Genomic DNA, 19,982 nt, shown 5'->3' with positions numbered 1-19,982 from the left:
ACCGTACAAGATTAGTTTGTTCTTATTTGGGGAAAAAAATAATAGGAACTTTATTGTGCTTAAATTATATCGTAAGCAAAATAAGGGGCTAATAGGCATAGATATTAGCTCTACTTCTGTTAAATTGCTCGAGTTATCATTTAAAAACGGGCGATATTGGGTTGAAAGTTATGGGTTGTGTCCCTTAGCTGAGGGGAGTGTGGTTGAAAAAAATATTTTAAATCTTGAGTCTATTGCAGAAGCCTTAGAAAAGGTTATAAATACTGCAAATCCAAATTCATCTAATGTTGCACTTGCGATCCCGACCTCTATGGTGATGACTAAAGTCATCGAAATGGATGCCGATTTAAGTGATGAAGAACGTGAAATTCAAATCAAAATGGATGCAGAGCAATATATTCCATATCCATTGGATGAAGTCAGTCTAGATTTTGAGGTTTTGGCTGATCAACTCAAAAATCCAAATAAAGTCAATGTACTACTGGTCGCTACTCGAACAGAAAATGTCGACAATCGCGTTGAAGTCCTTGAACTTGCAGGTTTGAAATCCAAAGTTGTCGATGTGGAAAGTTATGCCTTGGAACGCGCTTTGGGGGCATTTGCCGATACTTTACCTTTGGGGGTCAGTTTGGTTGCGATCTTAGATATTGGGCATACTATGACGACTTTATCGGTAATGCAAAACGGTAAAATTATCTATACACGTGAGCAATTGTTTGGGGGCAAACAACTCACGGAAGATATTCAAAATCGTTATGGTCTGACCTATGAAGAGGCAGGTAAGGCAAAAAAAATGCGTTCCTTACCTAATGATTATCACGAAGAAGTATTAATGCCATTTTTGGATGCTGCGGTCCAACAAGCAGCAAGATCATTACAATTTTTCTTTTCTTCATCACAGCACAATGAAATAGATCATATTTTGTTGGCAGGTGGTAATGCCAATATTTTTGGACTATCCAAACTATTACAACAAAAACTAGGTTATCGCGTCACGATAGCCAATCCATTTTTACAAATGGGATTTTCCCCGCAAATTAATTTGAAAAAAATAGAAAATGATGCGCCTTCATTGTTGGTCGCTTGCGGTTTAGCTTTAAGGGGATTTGATTAATGACCAAAATTAATCTACTCCCGTGGCGCGATGAACTACGGGAACAGAGAAAGAAACAGTTTATTTTGATATGTATCGGCATTGCCGTATTGGGGATTTTTACCGTTGTTATGGCGTGGTTAATTGCGAGCTATAAACTGAATGATCAGGAGCAAGCCAATAAGCTGATTAGCAGTCGAAATCAAGGCTTGGATCAACAGTTAAAATCATTAGATGGTTTGCAAAATAAGCGCAATACATTGATTGATAGAATGAAATTGATCAATAATCTAGATTCGCAACGACCTGTTACTGTTCATTTGGTTGATGAGTTAGTTCGCATTACACCAGAGAAAATGTATCTAACGAAATTTGTTCGAACAGCCAATACATTTACTTTAGAAGGTTTTGCTGAAAAACCTGAAGTGGTGGCTGAGTTATTGCGTAGATTGAATGCTTCTTCTTGGTATCGCAATGCTTTCATGAAATCTTATTTGGCAGCAGATGAAAATAAGGTAAAAGCAGAAAGCTCACTTGTTCCACGAGAGGAAGAAAATTACGGTAGTTTTATCGTGACGGCTGATCTAGGGGCACTGGCTGAAACGGCAGATACTTCAGTTGAAACAACGAAAACGGTTGCGGAGGTGAAGAAATGAGTTTTAAAGACTTAAAGAATACCGAGCAACAAAGTAAAAATAGCGCGACTAAAAAAGTTGATTTAAAAAAGATTTATCAACAATTTAATACTTTGGATATGAATGGCTACGGTAGTTGGCCGATTGCTGTAAAAGTTGTTTGTTGGATTTTTATCTATTTTATTATTTGTGTTTTGGGCTATTTATTGGTAATTCGTTTTCAGTTAGATGATATTTCCAAGGCGGAAATCGAGGAAAGTACCTTATTAAAAGAATATCGTGAAAAAGATTCGAAACTTCGCAATTTAAAGTTATACGAACAGCAATATCAAAATATGCAATTGAAGTTTCAAAAACAGTTGCAACAATTGCCTACCCAAGCTGAAATACCGAGCTTAGTTGAAAATATTAGCCAAACGGGTGTGAAATCTGGATTGAAATTTAAAAATATTCAATTGGATAGTGAAGTTAAGCGTGAATTTTTTATTGAACAACCAATTTTAATTGAAGCATCGGGGGATTATCATGCATTTGGAACGTTTGTTTCCAATTTGGCTGTTTTGCCTCGTATCGTCACTTTGCATGATTTTGAAATCACCGCACAAACTGATCCAAATAAAAAGTCAGATATTCCAAAAGTAAATTATCTTTTAAAAGCAAAAACATATAGTTATGACGGGGCGTTTGATAAGGTCGAAGGTGAAGAGCCGAAGGAGCTAGTCAAATGAAAATGATCCAGATCTCATTGCTGTTACTGATAACAACGAGTCTTTTGGCATGTACTTCAAAAATTGAGTATGTTGCAAAAAAAATGGATGAAATTCAGCATGATGCTCCACAAAGCATCCCGCCTGAACCTGTCTTTGAAACGGCTCCAAGTTATAGTTATGCAGCTCAGCAATTAAGAAGTCCATTTTTACCTTCTTCAGTTGCTCAAGAGTTAAAAGTCTTGGCGGGTAAGCGAGTCACGCCAAATCCAAATCGCCAAAAACAATATTTAGAACAGTTTTCTCTCGATAATTTAAATATGAAGGGTACATTTAGAAATCGGGCAGGTGTTAGCTTTGCATTGATTCAAACGCCAACTGGGCAAGTTGAGCGGATTCAGGTCGGGGACTATCTTGGTTTAAATCAAGGTAGAGTCATTCATATTGAACCAAAACGTGTTGATTTGCTTGAGATTATGCCTGATGGGCATGATCATTTTATCGAGCGACCACGTAGTTTGGTTTTATTGGTAGCACCATAAATTTATTGTTTAACATGAGTTTGTCTGTCATTTTGACTGACGTTTAATTTTTTGGGTCCATGACCTACAAGCTCTATATAACTAGAAAAAACAATTGATACAGTTTTATTTGGGGATTGCAAAACGATGAATTTTTATATTCGAAATTTTTTATTATCTACGTTAACGCTTGCAATATCACAAATTGCAGTTGCAGAAGTGAGCATGACCAATATTGCACCGATGCAAATACCAGAACAGGGGACTGAAATCAGAGTGATGTTTAATGGCATTCCTCCTGAGCCAAAAGCGTATCAACTGGATAATCCACCACGTTTACTTTTGGACTTTGAACAGGTTAAACAAAGCATTTCCAAAAATAATATCGTAGTTTCAAGCCCTGAAGCCAGTACCATTGATCTCGCTTCAGATCCACAGCGGGCACGAATGACAGTCAATTTAAAAAATAAAGATTCGAGCTTTAGCACACGAGTTGAAGGCAATACCTTTATTCTCAAAATTTCAAATAACAAAAATCTCGCAACATCGACTTGGGCTCTGACATCAACACCGCAAAAACAAGGTGTGTCCAATATCGCTTTTAAGCGTGGTAATGCTGATGAAGGACAGATTTCATTGGAATTGTTGGATAGTAAAACACCCATCGATATCCAACAACAAGGCGGTAAAATTGTCATTCGAGTTTTGGGTGCGAAACTGCCAACACATCTCAACCGCCGTATGGATGTCAATGATTTTGCGACTCCAGTAACAACGATCGACTCATATAATGAAGGCTCAAATGGGGTGATTACTGTTCAGACCAATGGCAGTTATGAATATATGGCTTTCCAGACGGGCAACAAAATGACTGTCAGCTTTAAGCGACCTAGTGATCAAAGCAAAGTCAAAAGTCGTACACCAATTTATACAGGAAAGAAAATTTCTCTTGATTTTCAGGATATTGAAGTAAGACGTGTGTTGCAATTATTGGCTGAGTTTACGGGCATCAATATGGTGGCATCAGATAGTGTGCAAGGAAATATGACCCTTCGTATGCAGGATGTGCCGTGGGATCAAGCTCTGGATATTATTCTAAAAACCAAAAACTTAGATCAGAGAAGAAATGGTAATGTGATTTGGATTGCACCACTGCCTGAAATGATTAAGTCCGAAGAAGAACAAGCGAAGGCAATCGCACAGAGTGTCAAACTTGCACCGATTCAGACTGAATATATTCAGCTCAAATATGCCAAAGTTACCGATATTGAAAAATTGATTAGTAAAGGATCCTCAAATCTTAGCAGCACTCGGACAAGTACAGATGTGACTCAAGAAATGGATGGAACCATGCTGAGTCCGAGAGGTACTTTATCGATTGATCCACGAACCAATACGCTTATTTTAAATGACACAGCGCAGAAAATTGATCAGATTCGCAAAATGGTTGATCTACTTGATGTTTCTATTAAGCAGGTGATGATAGAGGCACGTATCGTACGGGCTACAACTGATTTCACTAAGGAAATGGGAGTGAAATGGGGGATTTTGTCGCAGGGTATCACTAAAAATAGCAACTTGTTGGTTGGCGGTAGTGATACAACTTTATGGGATCTGAGAAATCCCAAAAAAGATACTGATACTGGGGCTTGGAAATATGAAATTACCCGTCCAGACAACCTTAATGTAGATTTAGGGGTGAGTTCGGCAGGGGCAAGTAAAATTGCATTTGGTCTGATTAGCCTGTCGGACTTTATGCTTGATCTAGAGTTGTCAGCACTTCAAGCCGATGGCTTTGCTGAGATTATTTCTACGCCAAAAGTCATGACTGCAGATAAACAAAATGCCAAAGTCGCATCTGGACAGGAAATACCTTATCAAACCACGACAACTTCTGGTTCTGGATCAACAGTCAATACTTCTTTTAAAGATGCTTTATTGAGTTTGGATGTGACGCCGAGCATCACGCCTGATGGCAAAGTACAGATGCAACTTAAAATCACCAATGACTCCAATGCAGGAACTGCACCAAATGGAGAAATTGTTCTCAATAAGAATCAAATTGATACCAATGTGCTGGTTGGTGATGGGGAAACCGTAGTACTCGGTGGCATTTTTGAACAGAACACTGTCAATAAACAAACCAAGGTGCCTTTGTTGGGTGACATTCCAGTTTTAGGCCATTTATTTAGAAAAGATGTGAAATCTGAAAATAAAAGTGAACTTTTGATTTTTGTCACGCCAAGAATTGTTAATGACAGATAATCGAGAAATCATTAATATAGCTTCAATGAAAGCAATTCGATAGGTGACTCCTTGCAAAGCAAAGAGTTTGAAACCCTACCAAATATTTATTTGGTGGGGCCAATGGGAGCAGGAAAAACTACAGTAGGAAGACATTTGGCGGAGCTGTTGGGGCGTGAATTTCTAGATAGTGATCATGAGATTGAGCGTAAAACGGGTGCGTCCATTCCTTGGATTTTTGAAAAAGAAGGGGAACAAGGTTTTCGTGCAAGAGAAACCATTGTCATTGATGATATAACTTCTCGTAAACCTTTGGTGGTTGCCACAGGTGGTGGGGCTGTGACTCAAGCAAAAAATCGTGAATATTTAAAGCATCGCGGTATCGTGGTGTATTTATTTACACCTGTTGAGATTCAGCTACAAAGAACGTATCGAGATAAAAATCGTCCTTTACTTCAGGTCGAAAATCCTGAAAAGAAATTGCGTGATTTACTCAAAGTTCGTGATCCTCTTTATCGTGAAGTTGCACACTATATTATTGAAACCAATCAAGGTGCAGCACGAGATTTGGCGCAGAAAATTTTGAATATTATTGTCGCTGAAGAGTTAAATTAAACCCATTTAAAATGGCATCGGAAAATATGCAAACTTTACATGTTGAACTAGGTGATCGTCGTTATCCTATTTTTATTGGTAGTGATTTAAATCCGCAAACTTTGCTTGAACCTTATATTAAAGGTAAACAAGTGATGATTGTGACCAATACAACGATTGAAAAGTTGTATTTACAGCATTATGTAGATGCAGTTTCTGCCTTAGGTAAAACAGTAGCAACTTGTGTGTTGGATGATGGTGAAAAATATAAAGACATTGAGCATCTCAATCTGATTTTTGATGCTTTGCTTGAAGCAGGCTTTAACCGTGACTGTACTGTTTTGGCTTTAGGCGGTGGTGTGATTGGTGATATGGCAGGCTTTGCATCTGCATGTTTCCAACGAGGTGTTTATTTTATCCAAGTGCCAACGACATTGTTATCCCAAGTGGATTCGAGTGTAGGTGGTAAAACAGGGATCAATCATCCTTTGGGTAAAAATATGATTGGGGCATTTAAACAACCGCAAGTGGTTTTGGCGGATATGTCCCAGTTAAAAACACTGCCTCCACGTGAATTGTCCGCTGGACTGGCAGAAGTGATAAAATATGCATTACTTGGCGATGCAGACTTTCTGGTTTGGTTAGAACAAAACATGGATGGTCTGATTGCTGGTGATGCGACTTTACTTGCTGAAGCGGTTTATCGTTCATGTGCGCATAAAGCTCGTATAGTTGCAAATGATGAAAAAGAACAAGGCGAACGCGCATTGCTCAATTTAGGACATACTTTCGGACATGCGATTGAGTCTTATCTTGGCTATGGCGTATGGCTACATGGTGAAGCTGTAGCAACAGGTATGGTCATGGCAGCTGATTTATCTTGTCGTATGGGATGGATCAGTGATGAAGATTTGCAGCGTACAAAAAAAATCATTCAACGTGCCAATTTGCCTGTAGCATGTCCAGCGATTCCATTGGATGAATTTTTGGCATATATGTCACATGATAAAAAAGTTTTAAATGGTCAGCTTCGATTGATTTTAATGAAGAAAATGGGTCAGGCAGTGATTACTAAAGACTTTGATGTTGAATTCATGAAGCAAGCCATTTTGGCTAACCAACTGAGTGCATAGGTAATAAAATGACAACAACACGTATGAATTGGCAAAATATTCGCCTTTATATTTGGTTAATCGGTGGGTTGTTGTGTCTATTGGCTTCATTGTTATTTTGGGCATTAACCGATACTAAGAAATTAGTGACCCAAGAAAATCCAATTGAAGAAACTCAAGTGGCGATCCAACCAGAAAAAGTTGCAGCAACGTCCCATCTTGGTGCACTTTTAGATGAGGTTCGCCCTCTGGAAATGACTTCACGTGTAGTTGCTGCTGGAAATCACGAAGCTGAGTTCCGTGGCACTAAATTTATTGAAGACAATAAAAATAAATGGACAATTGAGTTATTTAGAACAACAAAAGAAGATGTAATCAAAGCATATTTGGCAAAACAATTTGATCATAAGAATTTGATTTATTTTCGTTTAAGTGGTGAAGGTCAGACTGAGCAATATGTTTTGGCTTACGGTGTGTTTGCTGGCGAGGGAGAGGCTAAAAATCAAATCGCTCAAGCAAATGTCGGTTTACCTAAGACAGTGCATCCGCAAATCCGAAAATTGGGTGACTTTGCTGGATTGGTCAATGATCTTGGTGCGGATGAATTGTCCTCAGGCAGCAATAAACAATATGAAGTTCGCTTGAGAAATGCTGCAGTACCAACCGTAGATGAAACGACTTTGAGTCAAGTGAAGCCAACAGTATCTGCAGCAACGAGTCAATCTGTACCTACGACTAAAACAGTTGTGACCCGTCGTGATGCACAGGGCAATGTCACTGATGTACAAAAATCAAATAGTTCAGTCGAACGTCCAGCAGCGACCAAGCCGAAAGATAATAGTGCAAATACTGGGGCTACGAAAAAGCCTGCTGAGCACGAAATTAGTGATCCATTTAACTAAAACAACCCAAAATAGAGCATTAAATGGTTAATGCTCTTTTTTTTGCACAAAAATGGTGCGTAATATTTGTGCAAAATTTATCTTTTATATTTCACATATATCGTCAGTAAAGATAATTAGATGATTTTGTCAGTTCTTTTTAGGTTTGGCATATTTTTTGCTTTATAACTGTGCTAGTTGAGAGAGTTGTCACTATTTTAGAGCGCCACTGATCCAATTAGTGTGCGAAACTGTCAAATTTGCCTGCTTTTAAAGATTGTGATTGTTGAACATTTTTTGCAAAAAAGAGTGCAATAAAGTGAATGCAATCTTGGTTTTTTTCAGCCAATATGGTTATTCGCAATAATGGTTTACTGATATGAAATCTTATTGAGCGTAAATCGACGAGTCGCGAAAAGATTATTTAGATTTGTTTTATGCCCGTATGGGCCATTGTGAAAGAAGGGTACGCTATGCACATGCCATCGCCTAATACTGTAGCTCCCGCTCAAGGTTTATATCAACCTGACGAGTTTAAAGATAACTGTGGTTTCGGTTTGATCGCCCATATGCAGGGTGATGCAAGTCATGATTTAGTCAAGACCGCGATTCATAGTTTAAGCTGTATGACGCACCGTGGTGGTATTGCCGCAGATGGTAAGACAGGGGATGGTTGCGGATTACTTTTGGCTATGCCAAAGAAATTTTTCCGTGATGAAGCAAAAAAACTCAGTGACATTACACTGAGCGAAATTTTTGCTGTCGGTACTGTATTTTTAAATACTGATCCTGCACTTGCAGCCAATGCCAAAAATATTTTAGTTAAAGAATTAGAAGAAGAAGGTCTACGTGTTATCGCTTGGCGTGTAGTACCGACCAATAATGATGCGCTTGGTGAAATTGCGCTTCGTTCTCTGCCTGTTTTTGAACAAGTGATTGTGAACTGCCCGATGGGCGTGACTGAGGTCGAGTTTAACCGTAAATTGTTCTTGGCACGTCGCCGTGCAGAGCAACAATTGGTGAATGATCCATTATTTTATGTGACTACACTTTGCTCAACAGTGATTAGCTATAAAGGCTTGATGATGCCTGAAGCGATTGCTGACTTCTATACAGATTTGGCTGATCCACGCTTAGAATCACATATCGTAGTTTTCCATCAGCGTTTCTCTACCAACACATTGCCACGTTGGCCGTTGGCTCAGCCATTCCGCTATTTAGCGCACAATGGTGAAATCAACACGATTACAGCTAACCGTAACTGGGCTGTGGCACGTACTCCAAAATTTGAAAATCCATTGCTTCCGGGTTTAACTGAACTTACTCCGATCGTAAACCGTACTGGTTCGGATTCTTCAAGCTTGGATAATATGCTTGAAATCCTCGTGGGCGGTGGTATGGACTTGTTCCGTGCGCTTCGTATGCTTGTTCCACCAGCTTGGCAAAACGTTGAAACTTTGGATGCAGATCTTCGTGCATTCTACGAGTTTAATTCTAAACATATGGAAGCTTGGGATGGTCCTGCGGGTCTCGTGATCCAAGATGGTCGTCACGCGATTTGTATGCTTGACCGAAATGGTTTACGTCCTGCACGTTGGGTGATCACTAAAAATGGCTATATCACACTTGCATCAGAAATCGGTGTTTGGGGATATGAACCAGAAGATGTGATTTCTAAAGGTCGTGTAGGTCCAGGTCAAATCTTAGTGATCGACACCTATACTGGCAAAATGCTAGATACTCAAGATGTCAGCAACCATTTGAAAAAAATGCGTCCTTATCGTGAATGGTTACGTGAACGTTCTATTCGCCTGCAAGGTAGCCCAGAATTAGAAGAATATTTATGTGATCAAGGCTTAAAAGGCGACGACCTAAAAGCTGCACAAAAAATGTTTATGGTGACATTTGAAGAGCGTGATCAATTGCTTCGCCCAATCGCTGAAAGCGGTCAGGAAGCTGTTGGTTCGATGGGTGATGATACGCCAATGGCGGTTCTTTCTCGTCAAGTGCGTCATGTGACTGATTATTTCCGTCAACAATTTGCACAGGTGACTAACCCACCGATTGACCCATTACGTGAATCAATCGTGATGTCATTAGAAACGTGTTTAGGTCGTGAGCAAAACGTCTTTGAACAAGGTCCTGAACATGCTGAACGCTTAATCATTTCAAGCCCAGTGCTTTCAAATTCTAAAATGCATCAATTACGTACTTTAGGACGTGATGGTTATGATGTGATTGATTTGGATTTGAACTATCCAGCAGCAGAAGGTTTAGAAGCTGCGATTGATCGTATTTGTAAAGAAGCAGCTCAAGCGGTAAGCGCGGGTAAAACTTTGCTTGTTTTGACTGATAAGAAAATTCGTGAAGGTTATTTACCAGCCAATGCTGCGATGGTGACAGGTGCGATTCACCATTACCTGATCAATGTTGGACTGCGTACTGATGCAAACATTATTGTAGAAACTGCGATTGCTCGTGATCCTCATCAATTTGCGGTGATCTTGGGCTTCGGTGCGACTGCGATCTACCCATACTTGGCTTATGATGTGATCAATGATTTGATTGCAAAAGGTGAGTTGCTTGGTGACCCAATCCATGCTCAAGCCAATTTCCGTAAGGGTATCGAGAAAGGCTTATTGAAAGTTCTTTCGAAAATGGGTATTTCAACTGTTGCTTCTTATCGTGGCGGTCAATTATTTGAAGCTGTTGGTCTATCTGAAGAAGTGGTCAATAAATGCTTTACTGGTGTACCAAGCCGTATCAAAGGTGCGACATTTACAGATCTTGAAAATGACCAAATCAAATTGGCAGATATTGCGTGGAAATCACGTAAGCCAATTGATCAAGGTGGTATGCTCAAATTTGTATTTGGTAAGGAATATCATGCATTTAACCCAGACATTATCAATGCGCTTCACAAATCGGTGCGTTCTGGTAACTATGCAGATTTCAAAGAATATGCAGAGCTAGTCAATCATCGTCCAATCGCAACAATTCGTGATTTATTTAAACTTAAAACTGACAACTCTATTCCTTTGGAAGCGGTTGAATCAGTTGAAGAAATTTTGCCACGTTTCGACTCAGCAGGGATGTCTTTAGGTGCGTTATCACCTGAAGCACATGAAGCAATTGCGATTGCGATGAATACGATCGGTGGTCGTTCAAACTCTGGTGAGGGCGGTGAAGATCCTGCTCGTTATGGCACGATTCGTAACTCGAAAATCAAACAAATTGCATCAGGTCGTTTTGGTGTAACGCCTGCTTATCTAACTTCAGCAGAAGTGTTGCAGATTAAAGTGGCGCAAGGTGCAAAACCAGGTGAAGGTGGTCAGTTACCGGGTGGTAAAGTGAATGGCTTAATCGCACGTTTACGTTACTCAGTACCGGGTGTGACTTTGATTTCACCTCCTCCGCATCACGATATTTATTCAATTGAAGATTTATCGCAATTGATCTTTGACTTAAAACAAGTCAATCCAAAAGCGATGGTATCTGTGAAATTGGTATCTGAGCCGGGCGTGGGTACGATCGCTGCGGGTGTTGCAAAAGCTTATGCTGACTTTATTACCATTTCAGGTTATGACGGTGGTACAGCAGCTTCACCACTTTCATCCATTCACCATGCAGGTTCGCCATGGGAGCTTGGTCTTTCTGAAGCGCATCAAGCACTTCGTGTAAATGACTTGCGTGGTAAAGTCCGTGTACAAACAGATGGTGGTTTGAAAACTGGTTTAGACGTTGTTAAAGCAGCGATTTTAGGTGCTGAAAGCTTTGGTTTCGGTTCTACACCGATGATCGCATTGGGTTGTAAATATCTTCGTATTTGCCACTTAAATAACTGTGCGACTGGTGTTGCGACTCAGCAAGATCATTTACGTCAAGAGCATTATATTGGCGAGCCAGAAATGCTGATCAATTTCTTCCACTTTATCGCAGAAGAAACTCGTGAATGGCTTGCAGCACTTGGTGTAGCGTCACTGAAAGATTTGATTGGTCGTACAGATTTACTGGAAGTTTTACCGGGTGATACCGATAAACATGCACATTTGGATCTAAGCGCGTTGCTTGAATCACATCCTGCTGCTGAAGGTAAGGCGCAATATTGCCAAGTTCAAGGAAATGCACCATTTGATAAAGGCTTGCTTGCAGAGAAAATGGTTGAGGAAATGCTTCCTGCCATTGAAGCGGGTACAAGCGGTGAATACCATTTCAATGTAGTGAACTGTGACCGTTCAATCGGTGCGCGTATTTCAGGTGAAATTGCACGTCGTTATGGCAATTTAAGCATGGAAGAGCATCCAGTCAAAATGAACCTAAAAGGTACGGCTGGTCAGTCACTCGGTGTTTGGAATGCGGGCGGTTTGCATATCAAACTTGAAGGTGATGCTAACGATTATGTGGGTAAAGGCATGGCTGGTGGTCGAGTTTCGATCTTCCCGCCAAAAGGTTCACCATTCCAAACTCAAGAAACTGCGATCATTGGTAACACATGTTTATATGGTGCGACTGGTGGTAAACTCTTTGCAGCAGGTACTGCGGGTGAGCGTTTTGCGGTTCGTAACTCTGGTGCATTTGCCGTGATTGAAGGTGCAGGCGACCACTGCTGTGAATATATGACAGGTGGTATCGTGACTGTACTGGGTAAAGTTGGACACAACTTTGGTGCAGGTATGACTGGTGGTTTTGCTTATGTACTTGACTTGGATAATGACTTCGTCGATTACTATAACCACGAATTGATCGAGTTGAACCGTATCTCTACAGAAGCGATGGAAGAACACAAAGAATTCTTGCTTCGCATCTTGGATGAGCATATTGCAGAAACAGGTAGTGCTTGGGCGTATAAGATCCGCAACGAGTTCGATTTCTATAGCCGTAAATTCTGGCTAGTGAAACCAAAAGCAGCTAATTTGCAGACACTTTTGAAAGCAACTCAAGCAGATCCACAATAATTCCACTACTCAAAATACTAGGTAGGTGTGGATAACTTTCGACTTATACACAAACGCGAAAAGTTATCCACTTCCAACCCACGGAGAGAGACATGGCAGAGCGCCTAAACAATGACTTTCAATTTCTGGATGTAGCACGCCAAGACCCAGAGAAAAAAGATCTAACTGTCCGCAAAGCAGAGTTTGTGGAAATTTATAAGCCTTTTACAGCAGAAATTGCGGCAAACCAAACGCATCGCTGTTTAGGTTGTGGTAACCCATATTGTGAATGGAAATGTCCAGTACATAACTACATTCCAAACTGGTTAAAACTGATTGCAGAAGGTCGTATTTTCCAAGCAGCAGAACTTTGCCATCAAACCAACACATTGCCAGAAGTGTGTGGTCGTGTATGCCCACAAGACCGTCTGTGTGAGGGTGCATGTACCCTAAATGATGGTTTTGGTGCGGTTACTATTGGTAATGCTGAAAAATATATCAATGACACAGCCTTTGCTTTGGGCTGGCGTCCAGATATGTCATCTGTGAAATGGACTGACAAAAAAGTTGCGATTATCGGTGCAGGTCCTGCGGGCTTAGGCTGTGCAGATATCTTGGTACGAAGTGGTGTTAAGCCAGTCGTATTTGATAAACGCCCTGAAATCGGTGGCCTTTTAACTTTTGGTATTCCAGAATTTAAAATGGAAAAAGATGTGATGAAACGTCGCCGTGAAATTTTCACAGGCATGGGCGTTGAATTCCGTTTAAATACTGAAATTGGTACAGACGTAACGATTGACCAATTGCTTGCAGATTATGATGCAGTCTTTATGGGTATGGGTACATACACCTATATGAAAGGCGGATTTGCTGGTGAAGATTTAGACGGTGTGTATGATGCACTTGATTTCCTAATCGCCAATGTCAACCGTACTCAAGGCTGGGAAAAAGATCCTGCTGAATACATCAGTGTTGAAGGTAAAAAAGTGATCGTGCTTGGTGGTGGTGACACTGCGATGGACTGTAACCGTACTTCGATTCGTCAAGGTGCAGAGTCAGTGACTTGTGCATATCGCCGTGATGAAGAAAACATGCCGGGTTCACGTCGTGAAGTAAAAAATGCACGTGAAGAAGGTGTTGATTTCCAATTCAATCGTCAACCGATTGAAATCGTAGGTGAAAATGGCAAGGTTACAGGCGTTAAAGTCGTAAGCACTCAGCTTGGTGATCCAGATAGTCGTGGTCGTCGTAGCCCTGAGCCAATCCCTGGTTCTGAAGAAGTTTTACCAGCTGATGCCGTACTTTTAGCCTTCGGTTTCCGTACTAGCCCTGCAGATTGGTTTGCTTCTTCAAATATCAATCTTGATGGTTCTGGTCGTGTGGTTGCACCTGAACAGCAAGAATATAAATTCCAAACATCAAATCCGAAAATCTTTGCGGGTGGCGATATGGTGCGTGGCTCTGACTTGGTTGTGACAGCAATCTGGGAAGGACGTCAAGCAGCAGAAGGTATTTTGGATTACCTTGACGTTTGATCGGACGATAACGTTTAAATTCCAAAGACCCATTTCAAGAAGCCCGCAGTCATGCGGGTTTTTTAATGGTTGAAGAAGAATATCAAGGATGGAATCATATTACTTCACTGATGTTATGCAGTCTGAATTTACTGACCAATACACTTTTGCCTTAACATCATTGAGGCGAACTTGAGCAAAGTTGAAATATTTTTTAACTGAAGCGCAAGATAAAGTGGTTATTCCCTAAATCTAAATGCTGCACAACGAGCGCACACTATAGAATGATATAACTTTTCCAATTTTCATTAGTTTTCAACTTGTTTCAGAGTAATTTATGATGGCTTAAAATGTCAATTCAGCAAATAATGACTTTAAAAGCTATGCTTTTATTTAAAATAGAATTGCAAATAAATATTTTTATTTGTCATAGATTTTTAATAAATATGTTTATATTTCAAATAATTAAACTTATTTTGTGAAATATTGTTTTAACCTGAAAATGATTAAATCTTTCCATTTGTCTGAAATGTAGTTTTAGGTCAATTTTGCGAATGATTTGGCAATATACAAATGTCCTGTATCTGTCAGTATAGAGATTGATATTGCCCAGACAGGAAAAACTTATGTCTACAATTGCCCAAACGACGTCAGAAAAATCATATTTAAATCGTCCGAAAGCTATTGGAATCAAAGTTCGTAAACCAAGTTTCAATCCCAAAGCGATTCGCAGACATTTTTTTGCCAATTCACCCATCATGTCGCATCTGTTGACAGCTTTGTCCTCGACGTTTCCTATTGGTGAACAGTTCTTCGTACATAGTGTGCGCAATGTGCGAGATAAAGTGAGCGATGAAAAGCTACAGGCACAAATAGCTGCATTTATTGGTCAAGAGGCGATGCATTCAAAAGCACATGCTGATTTTAATGATGCTTGGCGCCGTGATGACTACAATCTAGATCGTTTCCAAGCTTGGCTTGCTCGTCAGGATAAGTTTATCAAGTCGACCCATCCTAAGCTTCAATTGGCTGTGACCTGTGCTTTCGAGCATTTTACAGCGCTATTGGGTGGTTATATTTTGCGAAATCCTGAAGTTTTGAGCACGCTTGATGATGATGCGATCAAACTTTGGGTATGGCATGCGATTGAGGAAATTGAGCATCGCGCGGTAGCTTTTGATGTTTATCAAGCGGTTTATGCTGATGATAAAGTGCGCCGTCGAGTGATGAGAAATGTCACCACTGGTTTTGCAAGTCTGACGTTCTATTCTGCATCGCGTTTATTTATGCAGGATTGGAAGAAAAGTGTGCCAAAAATCATGGGTAATGCACACGGTATTTACTTGATTAGTAAAATGTTAATTTCACTGATTCCAGAATACTTGTCTTATTATAAAGATGATTTCCATCCTTCAGAAATTGATTACTCAAAAATTGTCTCTTATTGGAAAGAGCGTCTAGCTGATGAATATGGCATGGAGAGTTTCCAAGAAGAAGTGCATCCACCTTTATATAGCTGATCTTTAAACACAAAAAGCCAATGATTGATTCATTGGCTTTTTTTATATTTAGATTGGCATTTGAAAATACACAATAACTTATAAATCATTTTGACGAGCATGAATACTTTCTAAAGTATCCACCATCGTACGGGTCATTTGATCAATTTCATAGTTTAGATGATCACCCACTTTGATGTATTTAAATGTCGTGAGGCGTAAAGTTTCAGGGATTAAATCAACTGAAATTTCATGTGATTTTCTATCCACTCGATTGACAGTAAGACTACAACCTTGCAAGCCAATAAATCCTTTTTTAAAGAAATATTTGATATTGTCATCGGGAATCACAAGGTCAATATGCACGGTTTCTCCACTATGAATGACGTTGATAACCTTTGCCATTCCTTCGATATGACCATAAAGATTGTGACCACCATTTTCCATGCCCGCTTTAACAGAACGCTCAATATTGACTTCATTACCAATTTTTAAAAATTGCAATGTAGTCAACGTATTACTCACATCACCAACATCAAATGAAACAATATTTTGTGTTTGATCAAATCCAGTTGCTGTCAGACATGTCCCTTCTACAGCGACACTTGCACCGATGAAAATGTCATCAAAAAAGCCATTTTGATTTGAGATAAAAAGCGTCGTGAAATGATTGCCTTGTTGAATATCAACGATTTTCTCTAAACCTTGGACGATGCCTGTGTACATTGTTCTGCTCAATATTTTTGATTTGATCGCGCTATTTTACCCAATTTTGGACGATAAATGAGTATTGAAATGCAACGCTGTGTTTTGGCATTTATAGAGAATAAAAGCTCCGCCATAAAAAACCGATCTTGGATAAGATCGGTTGTTGTGTTGCTTTGATTTTTATAAATCATCTTTAAACTGTTTCATTTGGCGCTGTCTTTGCCAAGGTAATGGTCGATTTAATGCTTCAGGCACATCGCCACTGGTTGAACGTAAACGTAAATGTATCGCGGCTTGTGCGATGAGATTTGCGGATACTGGTGCTGTGATAAATGATAAAATCGTAATCAATAATTCAGCGAAACCAAATCGCCCCAAAGACGCCGAATAAATCATGGCAGCAAGCAAAAAGCTTCCCAAACCTAAAGTACTGGCTTTGGTTGGCGCATGTAATCGCATGAATAGATCGGGTAAACGGATCATCCCAATCCCCCCGACCAAGATGAAAAAAGCACCAATGATCAGAAAGATAGAAACAATAATTTCAATTGCAAGTTGCATTTTTTGCTCCTAATCAATCACATGGCCAGTGGTGAAATAACGTGCCAATGCTGCGGTGGATACAAAACCGAGCATTGCGACCAATAATGCACCTTCGAAGAGGGAAGAGGTTATCCAGTAGATTCCCAAGATCACCATCAAGCAGGTTGCATTTAAAAATAGTGTATCGAGTGCCAAAAGACGATCCACGATCGAAGGTCCCATGACCAAACGAACCAGACATAAAAACATGGAGATCGTCACTGCAACGAGGCAAATTCCGAGTGAATATTGCAAAATCATCATGTTTGATCTCCTTGTTCTACGTTGAAAATAGCAAGAAGCGGCTGTTCATAACGCTGTTTAATCGTATCAATTTCACCATCAACATCGTCAGTACTTAATGCATGAACCAAAATATCACCACGTTCTTGGTCGATCCCCGCACTGACTGTTCCTGGTGTCGTGGTAATGATCATTGCCAGTAAGGTATTGACGTGTTCATGTTCACTATCTAAGGGTACTCGAAACCATTTTGGGTGTAAGTTTTTACTTGGACCTAAAACCTGTTTTGCCACACGAATATTGGAAATAATAATATCCCATAGCACCACAAAAAATAATTTGAATGCAAGTGTCCATCGAATTTTAGGTGTACTAAATAGAAACGGTTCGATCATTTTGGGAATTACAATACCCAAAATAATTGCCACTAAAATATCAAATAAATCCAAGCTATGACCGAGCATTAACCAACTGATTGCCACCAAAAATGATACAAATGGCAATGGGAGCAGGCGATGAAATAAACTGACTTTTTCTTTCATTTAGTGCTCCACAGATTTCAAAAGTGATTCATCGGGGACATTGTCCTGACTGATCTTTTGATGCTCAATTTGTTTGCGTTTATATTCGGAAATATGCTCACCATTCATCGTATCTGAAGGAACAAGGTACGGAATATAATGAGCATTTTCATCTTTTGCTTCACTATATTTGGTTTCAGGAACATAGTGACTATCAAAAGGTAAAACACTGATGACATTTTGATGTTCATCTTTTTTCAGCATGGTGCTTTCATAAAGTGCATTGTCTTGAATTTGTGTCGCTGTATTTTGCATATAAGTCAGCACTGGATTTGCACAGACAACATAGACAATCAAAGCAGTTAAAAGCACATAGATTGCACTATCATTGCGTCGTGGTGCACGGTCAGGTAGCGCTTGATATTGCTGATATTGTTCTTCTTGAGGATTGGTTTCAGGTGCAGTTGCTCGCCAAAATAAAATATATCCTGCACGAGTAAACGCAATAATACTGAGTAGACTCACCAATAATATGATGCTAATCACCCATGCTTGATATGGGAAATAACTGGTCGCTTGTAAAATCAAAACTTTACCGATAAATCCACTAAAGGGTGGTAGACCTGCCATCATTAGTGCAATGATAAAAAATACGGCAGCGATCGTCTTGTCCTGCTTCATTTTAGGGGCGATTTTAAAATGATCTTTAAATACACCACGTTGTGAAGTAATCCATCCGCAAAGTAAATAAAATGCTGCTGCGATCAAGGTACTATGAATTAAGTAAAATAATGCCGCTGCCCATGCTTCAGTATTGAGCATGGAAATGGCGATTAAGATTGTACCGACCGAAGAGAGCACCATAAAACCGACAAAACGACGTAGACGATCCGCAGCAATTGCACCGATCACACCATAGAGTGAAGTAATTAACCCGATTGGCAATAACCAGATCATCAACGACATTTGACCGAGTGCATCGTCAAAAATCGTACCGTTGACTCTCAAAATGGCATATATACCAACTTTGGTCATGATGGTAAAGATCGCAGCGACTGGTGTAGTGGCAACCGCATAGGTTTTTGGTAGCCAAAAACCTACAGGTAACATTGCGGCTTTGATACCAAATACTACAAATAGGAGTAGTCCACCCGCGACAGCAAGCTTGTGTTCAGCAGGTTGTAAAGTTGGAACCAGACGTGCAACATCAGTCATATTTAAACTGCCGACGCTGCCGTAAATCATACCCAGCCCAATCAGAAACAGGGCAGAGGCAAGTAGGTTAATCGCAACATAATGAAAGCCAAGCTGAAAACGTGCTTTGCCCTGACCATGTAAAAGCAGGACATAAGAAGCCATCAGTAGCACTTCAAAAAATACAAATAAGTTAAATAAATCGCCTGTTAAAAATGCCCCACATAACCCCATCAAAAGGAAATGGAACATGGCATGGAAATAGCGACCACGCTCATCAAAATCATTGCTCGCAAACCAAAGTACAGGGGTGGCAAGCGTATAGGTTAAGACCAGCATCAAGGCAGATAGACGATCTAAAACCAAGACGATACCGAAAGGGGCAGACCATTCACTTAAATTATAGACAAAGACTTGCCCAGAATTTGCTTGGATTAGATAACAGACCGCAGTGATTAAACCCAACACTACAGAAACCAGGCTGATACCACGACGCCACGGTTGTCGCCAATCATGTTTAAGCGAACCTGAACCAGGATTGCCGAGTAAGATCAGGATAAAGGCTGTAAATGTTGGAATGAGTATACTCAAAATAGGAGTATGCATATGCCAAAAATGCAGTAAATCATTCATTATGGCGCATCCTCACGTGGGTCAATCTCCTCAGGTTTTTCTTTGGCATCAACATGGTCTGTACCTGTTTCATAGCGACTACGCAAAGCCAATTGCACAATAAATGCAGTGGTTGCAAAGCCAATCACAATCGCAGTCAAGACCAATGCTTGAGGGAGTGGATCAGTCACTTTGGTTGCTTCAGTCAAAATAGCAGGGGAGCTGATTTGCAGGCGTCCCATAGCAAATAAAAATAAATTGACCGCATAACCAATCATCGCCAAGCCAAGAACAACGGCAAAGGTACGCGCACGCAAAATTAAATAGATGCCACTGGCAACCAATAAACCTATGGCTGAAGCAAGTAAAAATTCTAAACTTATCATGA

General features: G+C 40.1%; 17 protein-coding genes. 11 read left to right on the top strand and 6 right to left on the bottom strand.

Going from position 1 to position 19,982, the window contains the following annotated elements; genetic code table 11:
* Nucleotides 1–55 precede the first annotated feature (55 nt).
* From F960_RS18890 to F960_RS18840, 11 genes are all read left to right on the top strand, one after another.
* Entirely contained in the window at nucleotides 56–1,114 is a 1,059-nt protein-coding gene (locus F960_RS18890; RefSeq protein WP_004869849.1) for a pilus assembly protein PilM, read from the top strand.
* Nucleotides 1,114–1,749, top strand: coding sequence for a PilN domain-containing protein (locus tag F960_RS18885; protein WP_004869847.1), 636 nt, complete (start codon nucleotides 1,114–1,116; stop codon nucleotides 1,747–1,749). The genes F960_RS18890 and F960_RS18885 overlap by 1 nt, the downstream gene beginning before the upstream one ends.
* Complete coding sequence (locus F960_RS18880) at nucleotides 1,746–2,456, top strand: type IV pilus inner membrane component PilO (protein ID WP_004869846.1); 711 nt, start codon at nucleotides 1,746–1,748, stop codon at nucleotides 2,454–2,456. The genes F960_RS18885 and F960_RS18880 overlap by 4 nt, the downstream gene beginning before the upstream one ends.
* Nucleotides 2,453–2,977 carry a pilus assembly protein PilP gene (locus F960_RS18875; RefSeq protein ID WP_004869843.1) on the top strand — a complete coding sequence of 175 codons (525 nt, stop codon included), beginning with the start codon at nucleotides 2,453–2,455 and terminating at the stop codon, nucleotides 2,975–2,977. Before F960_RS18880 ends, F960_RS18875 begins: the two co-directional genes overlap by 4 nt.
* A gap of 126 nt (nucleotides 2,978–3,103) precedes the next feature.
* A complete protein-coding gene (locus F960_RS18870) occupies nucleotides 3,104–5,221 on the top strand; it encodes a type IV pilus secretin PilQ (RefSeq protein WP_004869842.1) in 2,118 nt (705 codons plus the stop codon).
* 51 nt (nucleotides 5,222–5,272) lie between these two features.
* The gene (gene aroK / locus F960_RS18865; RefSeq protein WP_004869840.1) at nucleotides 5,273–5,815 is read left to right on the top strand and encodes a shikimate kinase AroK; all 543 of its coding nucleotides are present in this window, start codon (nucleotides 5,273–5,275) and stop codon (nucleotides 5,813–5,815) included.
* A 26-nt stretch (nucleotides 5,816–5,841) separates the two neighbouring features.
* Nucleotides 5,842–6,927 (top strand): 3-dehydroquinate synthase, encoded by a 1,086-nt coding sequence (aroB, locus tag F960_RS18860; RefSeq protein ID WP_020846736.1) that lies wholly within the window; start codon nucleotides 5,842–5,844, stop codon nucleotides 6,925–6,927.
* 8 nt (nucleotides 6,928–6,935) lie between these two features.
* Entirely contained in the window at nucleotides 6,936–7,808 is an 873-nt protein-coding gene (locus tag F960_RS18855) for a hypothetical protein (protein WP_004869838.1), read from the top strand.
* A 458-nt stretch (nucleotides 7,809–8,266) separates the two neighbouring features.
* The gene (gene gltB / locus F960_RS18850) at nucleotides 8,267–12,742 is read left to right on the top strand and encodes a glutamate synthase large subunit (RefSeq protein ID WP_020846738.1); all 4,476 of its coding nucleotides are present in this window, start codon (nucleotides 8,267–8,269) and stop codon (nucleotides 12,740–12,742) included.
* A 92-nt stretch (nucleotides 12,743–12,834) separates the two neighbouring features.
* A complete protein-coding gene (locus F960_RS18845; RefSeq protein ID WP_004869834.1) occupies nucleotides 12,835–14,256 on the top strand; it encodes a glutamate synthase small subunit GltD family protein in 1,422 nt (473 codons plus the stop codon).
* A 605-nt stretch (nucleotides 14,257–14,861) separates the two neighbouring features.
* Nucleotides 14,862–15,755: a metal-dependent hydrolase gene (locus tag F960_RS18840; RefSeq protein WP_004869832.1), complete on the top strand. Its 894-nt coding sequence runs from the start codon at nucleotides 14,862–14,864 to the stop codon at nucleotides 15,753–15,755.
* Between the two features lie 78 nt (nucleotides 15,756–15,833).
* On the opposite strand, the gene F960_RS18835 is transcribed toward F960_RS18840, so the two are convergent.
* The 6 genes from F960_RS18835 to F960_RS18810 all read right to left on the bottom strand — a co-directional run bounded on the left by F960_RS18835 (nucleotide 15,834) and on the right by F960_RS18810 (nucleotide 19,980).
* Nucleotides 15,834–16,460 carry a riboflavin synthase gene (locus F960_RS18835; RefSeq protein ID WP_004869830.1) on the bottom strand — a complete coding sequence of 209 codons (627 nt, stop codon included), beginning with the start codon at nucleotides 16,458–16,460 and terminating at the stop codon, nucleotides 15,834–15,836.
* Between the two features lie 162 nt (nucleotides 16,461–16,622).
* The gene (locus tag F960_RS18830) at nucleotides 16,623–17,003 is read right to left on the bottom strand and encodes a Na+/H+ antiporter subunit G (RefSeq protein WP_004869828.1); all 381 of its coding nucleotides are present in this window, start codon (nucleotides 17,001–17,003) and stop codon (nucleotides 16,623–16,625) included.
* Between the two features lie 9 nt (nucleotides 17,004–17,012).
* A complete protein-coding gene (locus tag F960_RS18825) occupies nucleotides 17,013–17,288 on the bottom strand; it encodes a monovalent cation/H+ antiporter subunit F (protein ID WP_004869827.1) in 276 nt (91 codons plus the stop codon).
* Nucleotides 17,285–17,809, bottom strand: a complete 525-nt coding sequence (locus tag F960_RS18820; RefSeq protein WP_004869824.1) for a Na+/H+ antiporter subunit E — start codon at nucleotides 17,807–17,809, stop codon at nucleotides 17,285–17,287. The genes F960_RS18825 and F960_RS18820 overlap by 4 nt, the downstream gene beginning before the upstream one ends.
* Complete coding sequence (locus tag F960_RS18815) at nucleotides 17,810–19,615, bottom strand: monovalent cation/H+ antiporter subunit D (protein WP_004869823.1); 1,806 nt, start codon at nucleotides 19,613–19,615, stop codon at nucleotides 17,810–17,812.
* A complete protein-coding gene (locus F960_RS18810) occupies nucleotides 19,615–19,980 on the bottom strand; it encodes a Na+/H+ antiporter subunit C (protein WP_004869821.1) in 366 nt (121 codons plus the stop codon). The genes F960_RS18815 and F960_RS18810 overlap by 1 nt, the downstream gene beginning before the upstream one ends.
* Nucleotides 19,981–19,982 lie beyond the last annotated feature (2 nt).

The sequence above is a fragment of the Acinetobacter gerneri DSM 14967 = CIP 107464 = MTCC 9824 genome (assembly GCF_000368565.1).
In the GTDB taxonomy this organism is placed as follows: Bacteria; Pseudomonadota; Gammaproteobacteria; order Pseudomonadales; family Moraxellaceae; genus Acinetobacter; species Acinetobacter gerneri.
This window is presented reverse-complemented; position numbering and strand designations above follow the sequence as displayed.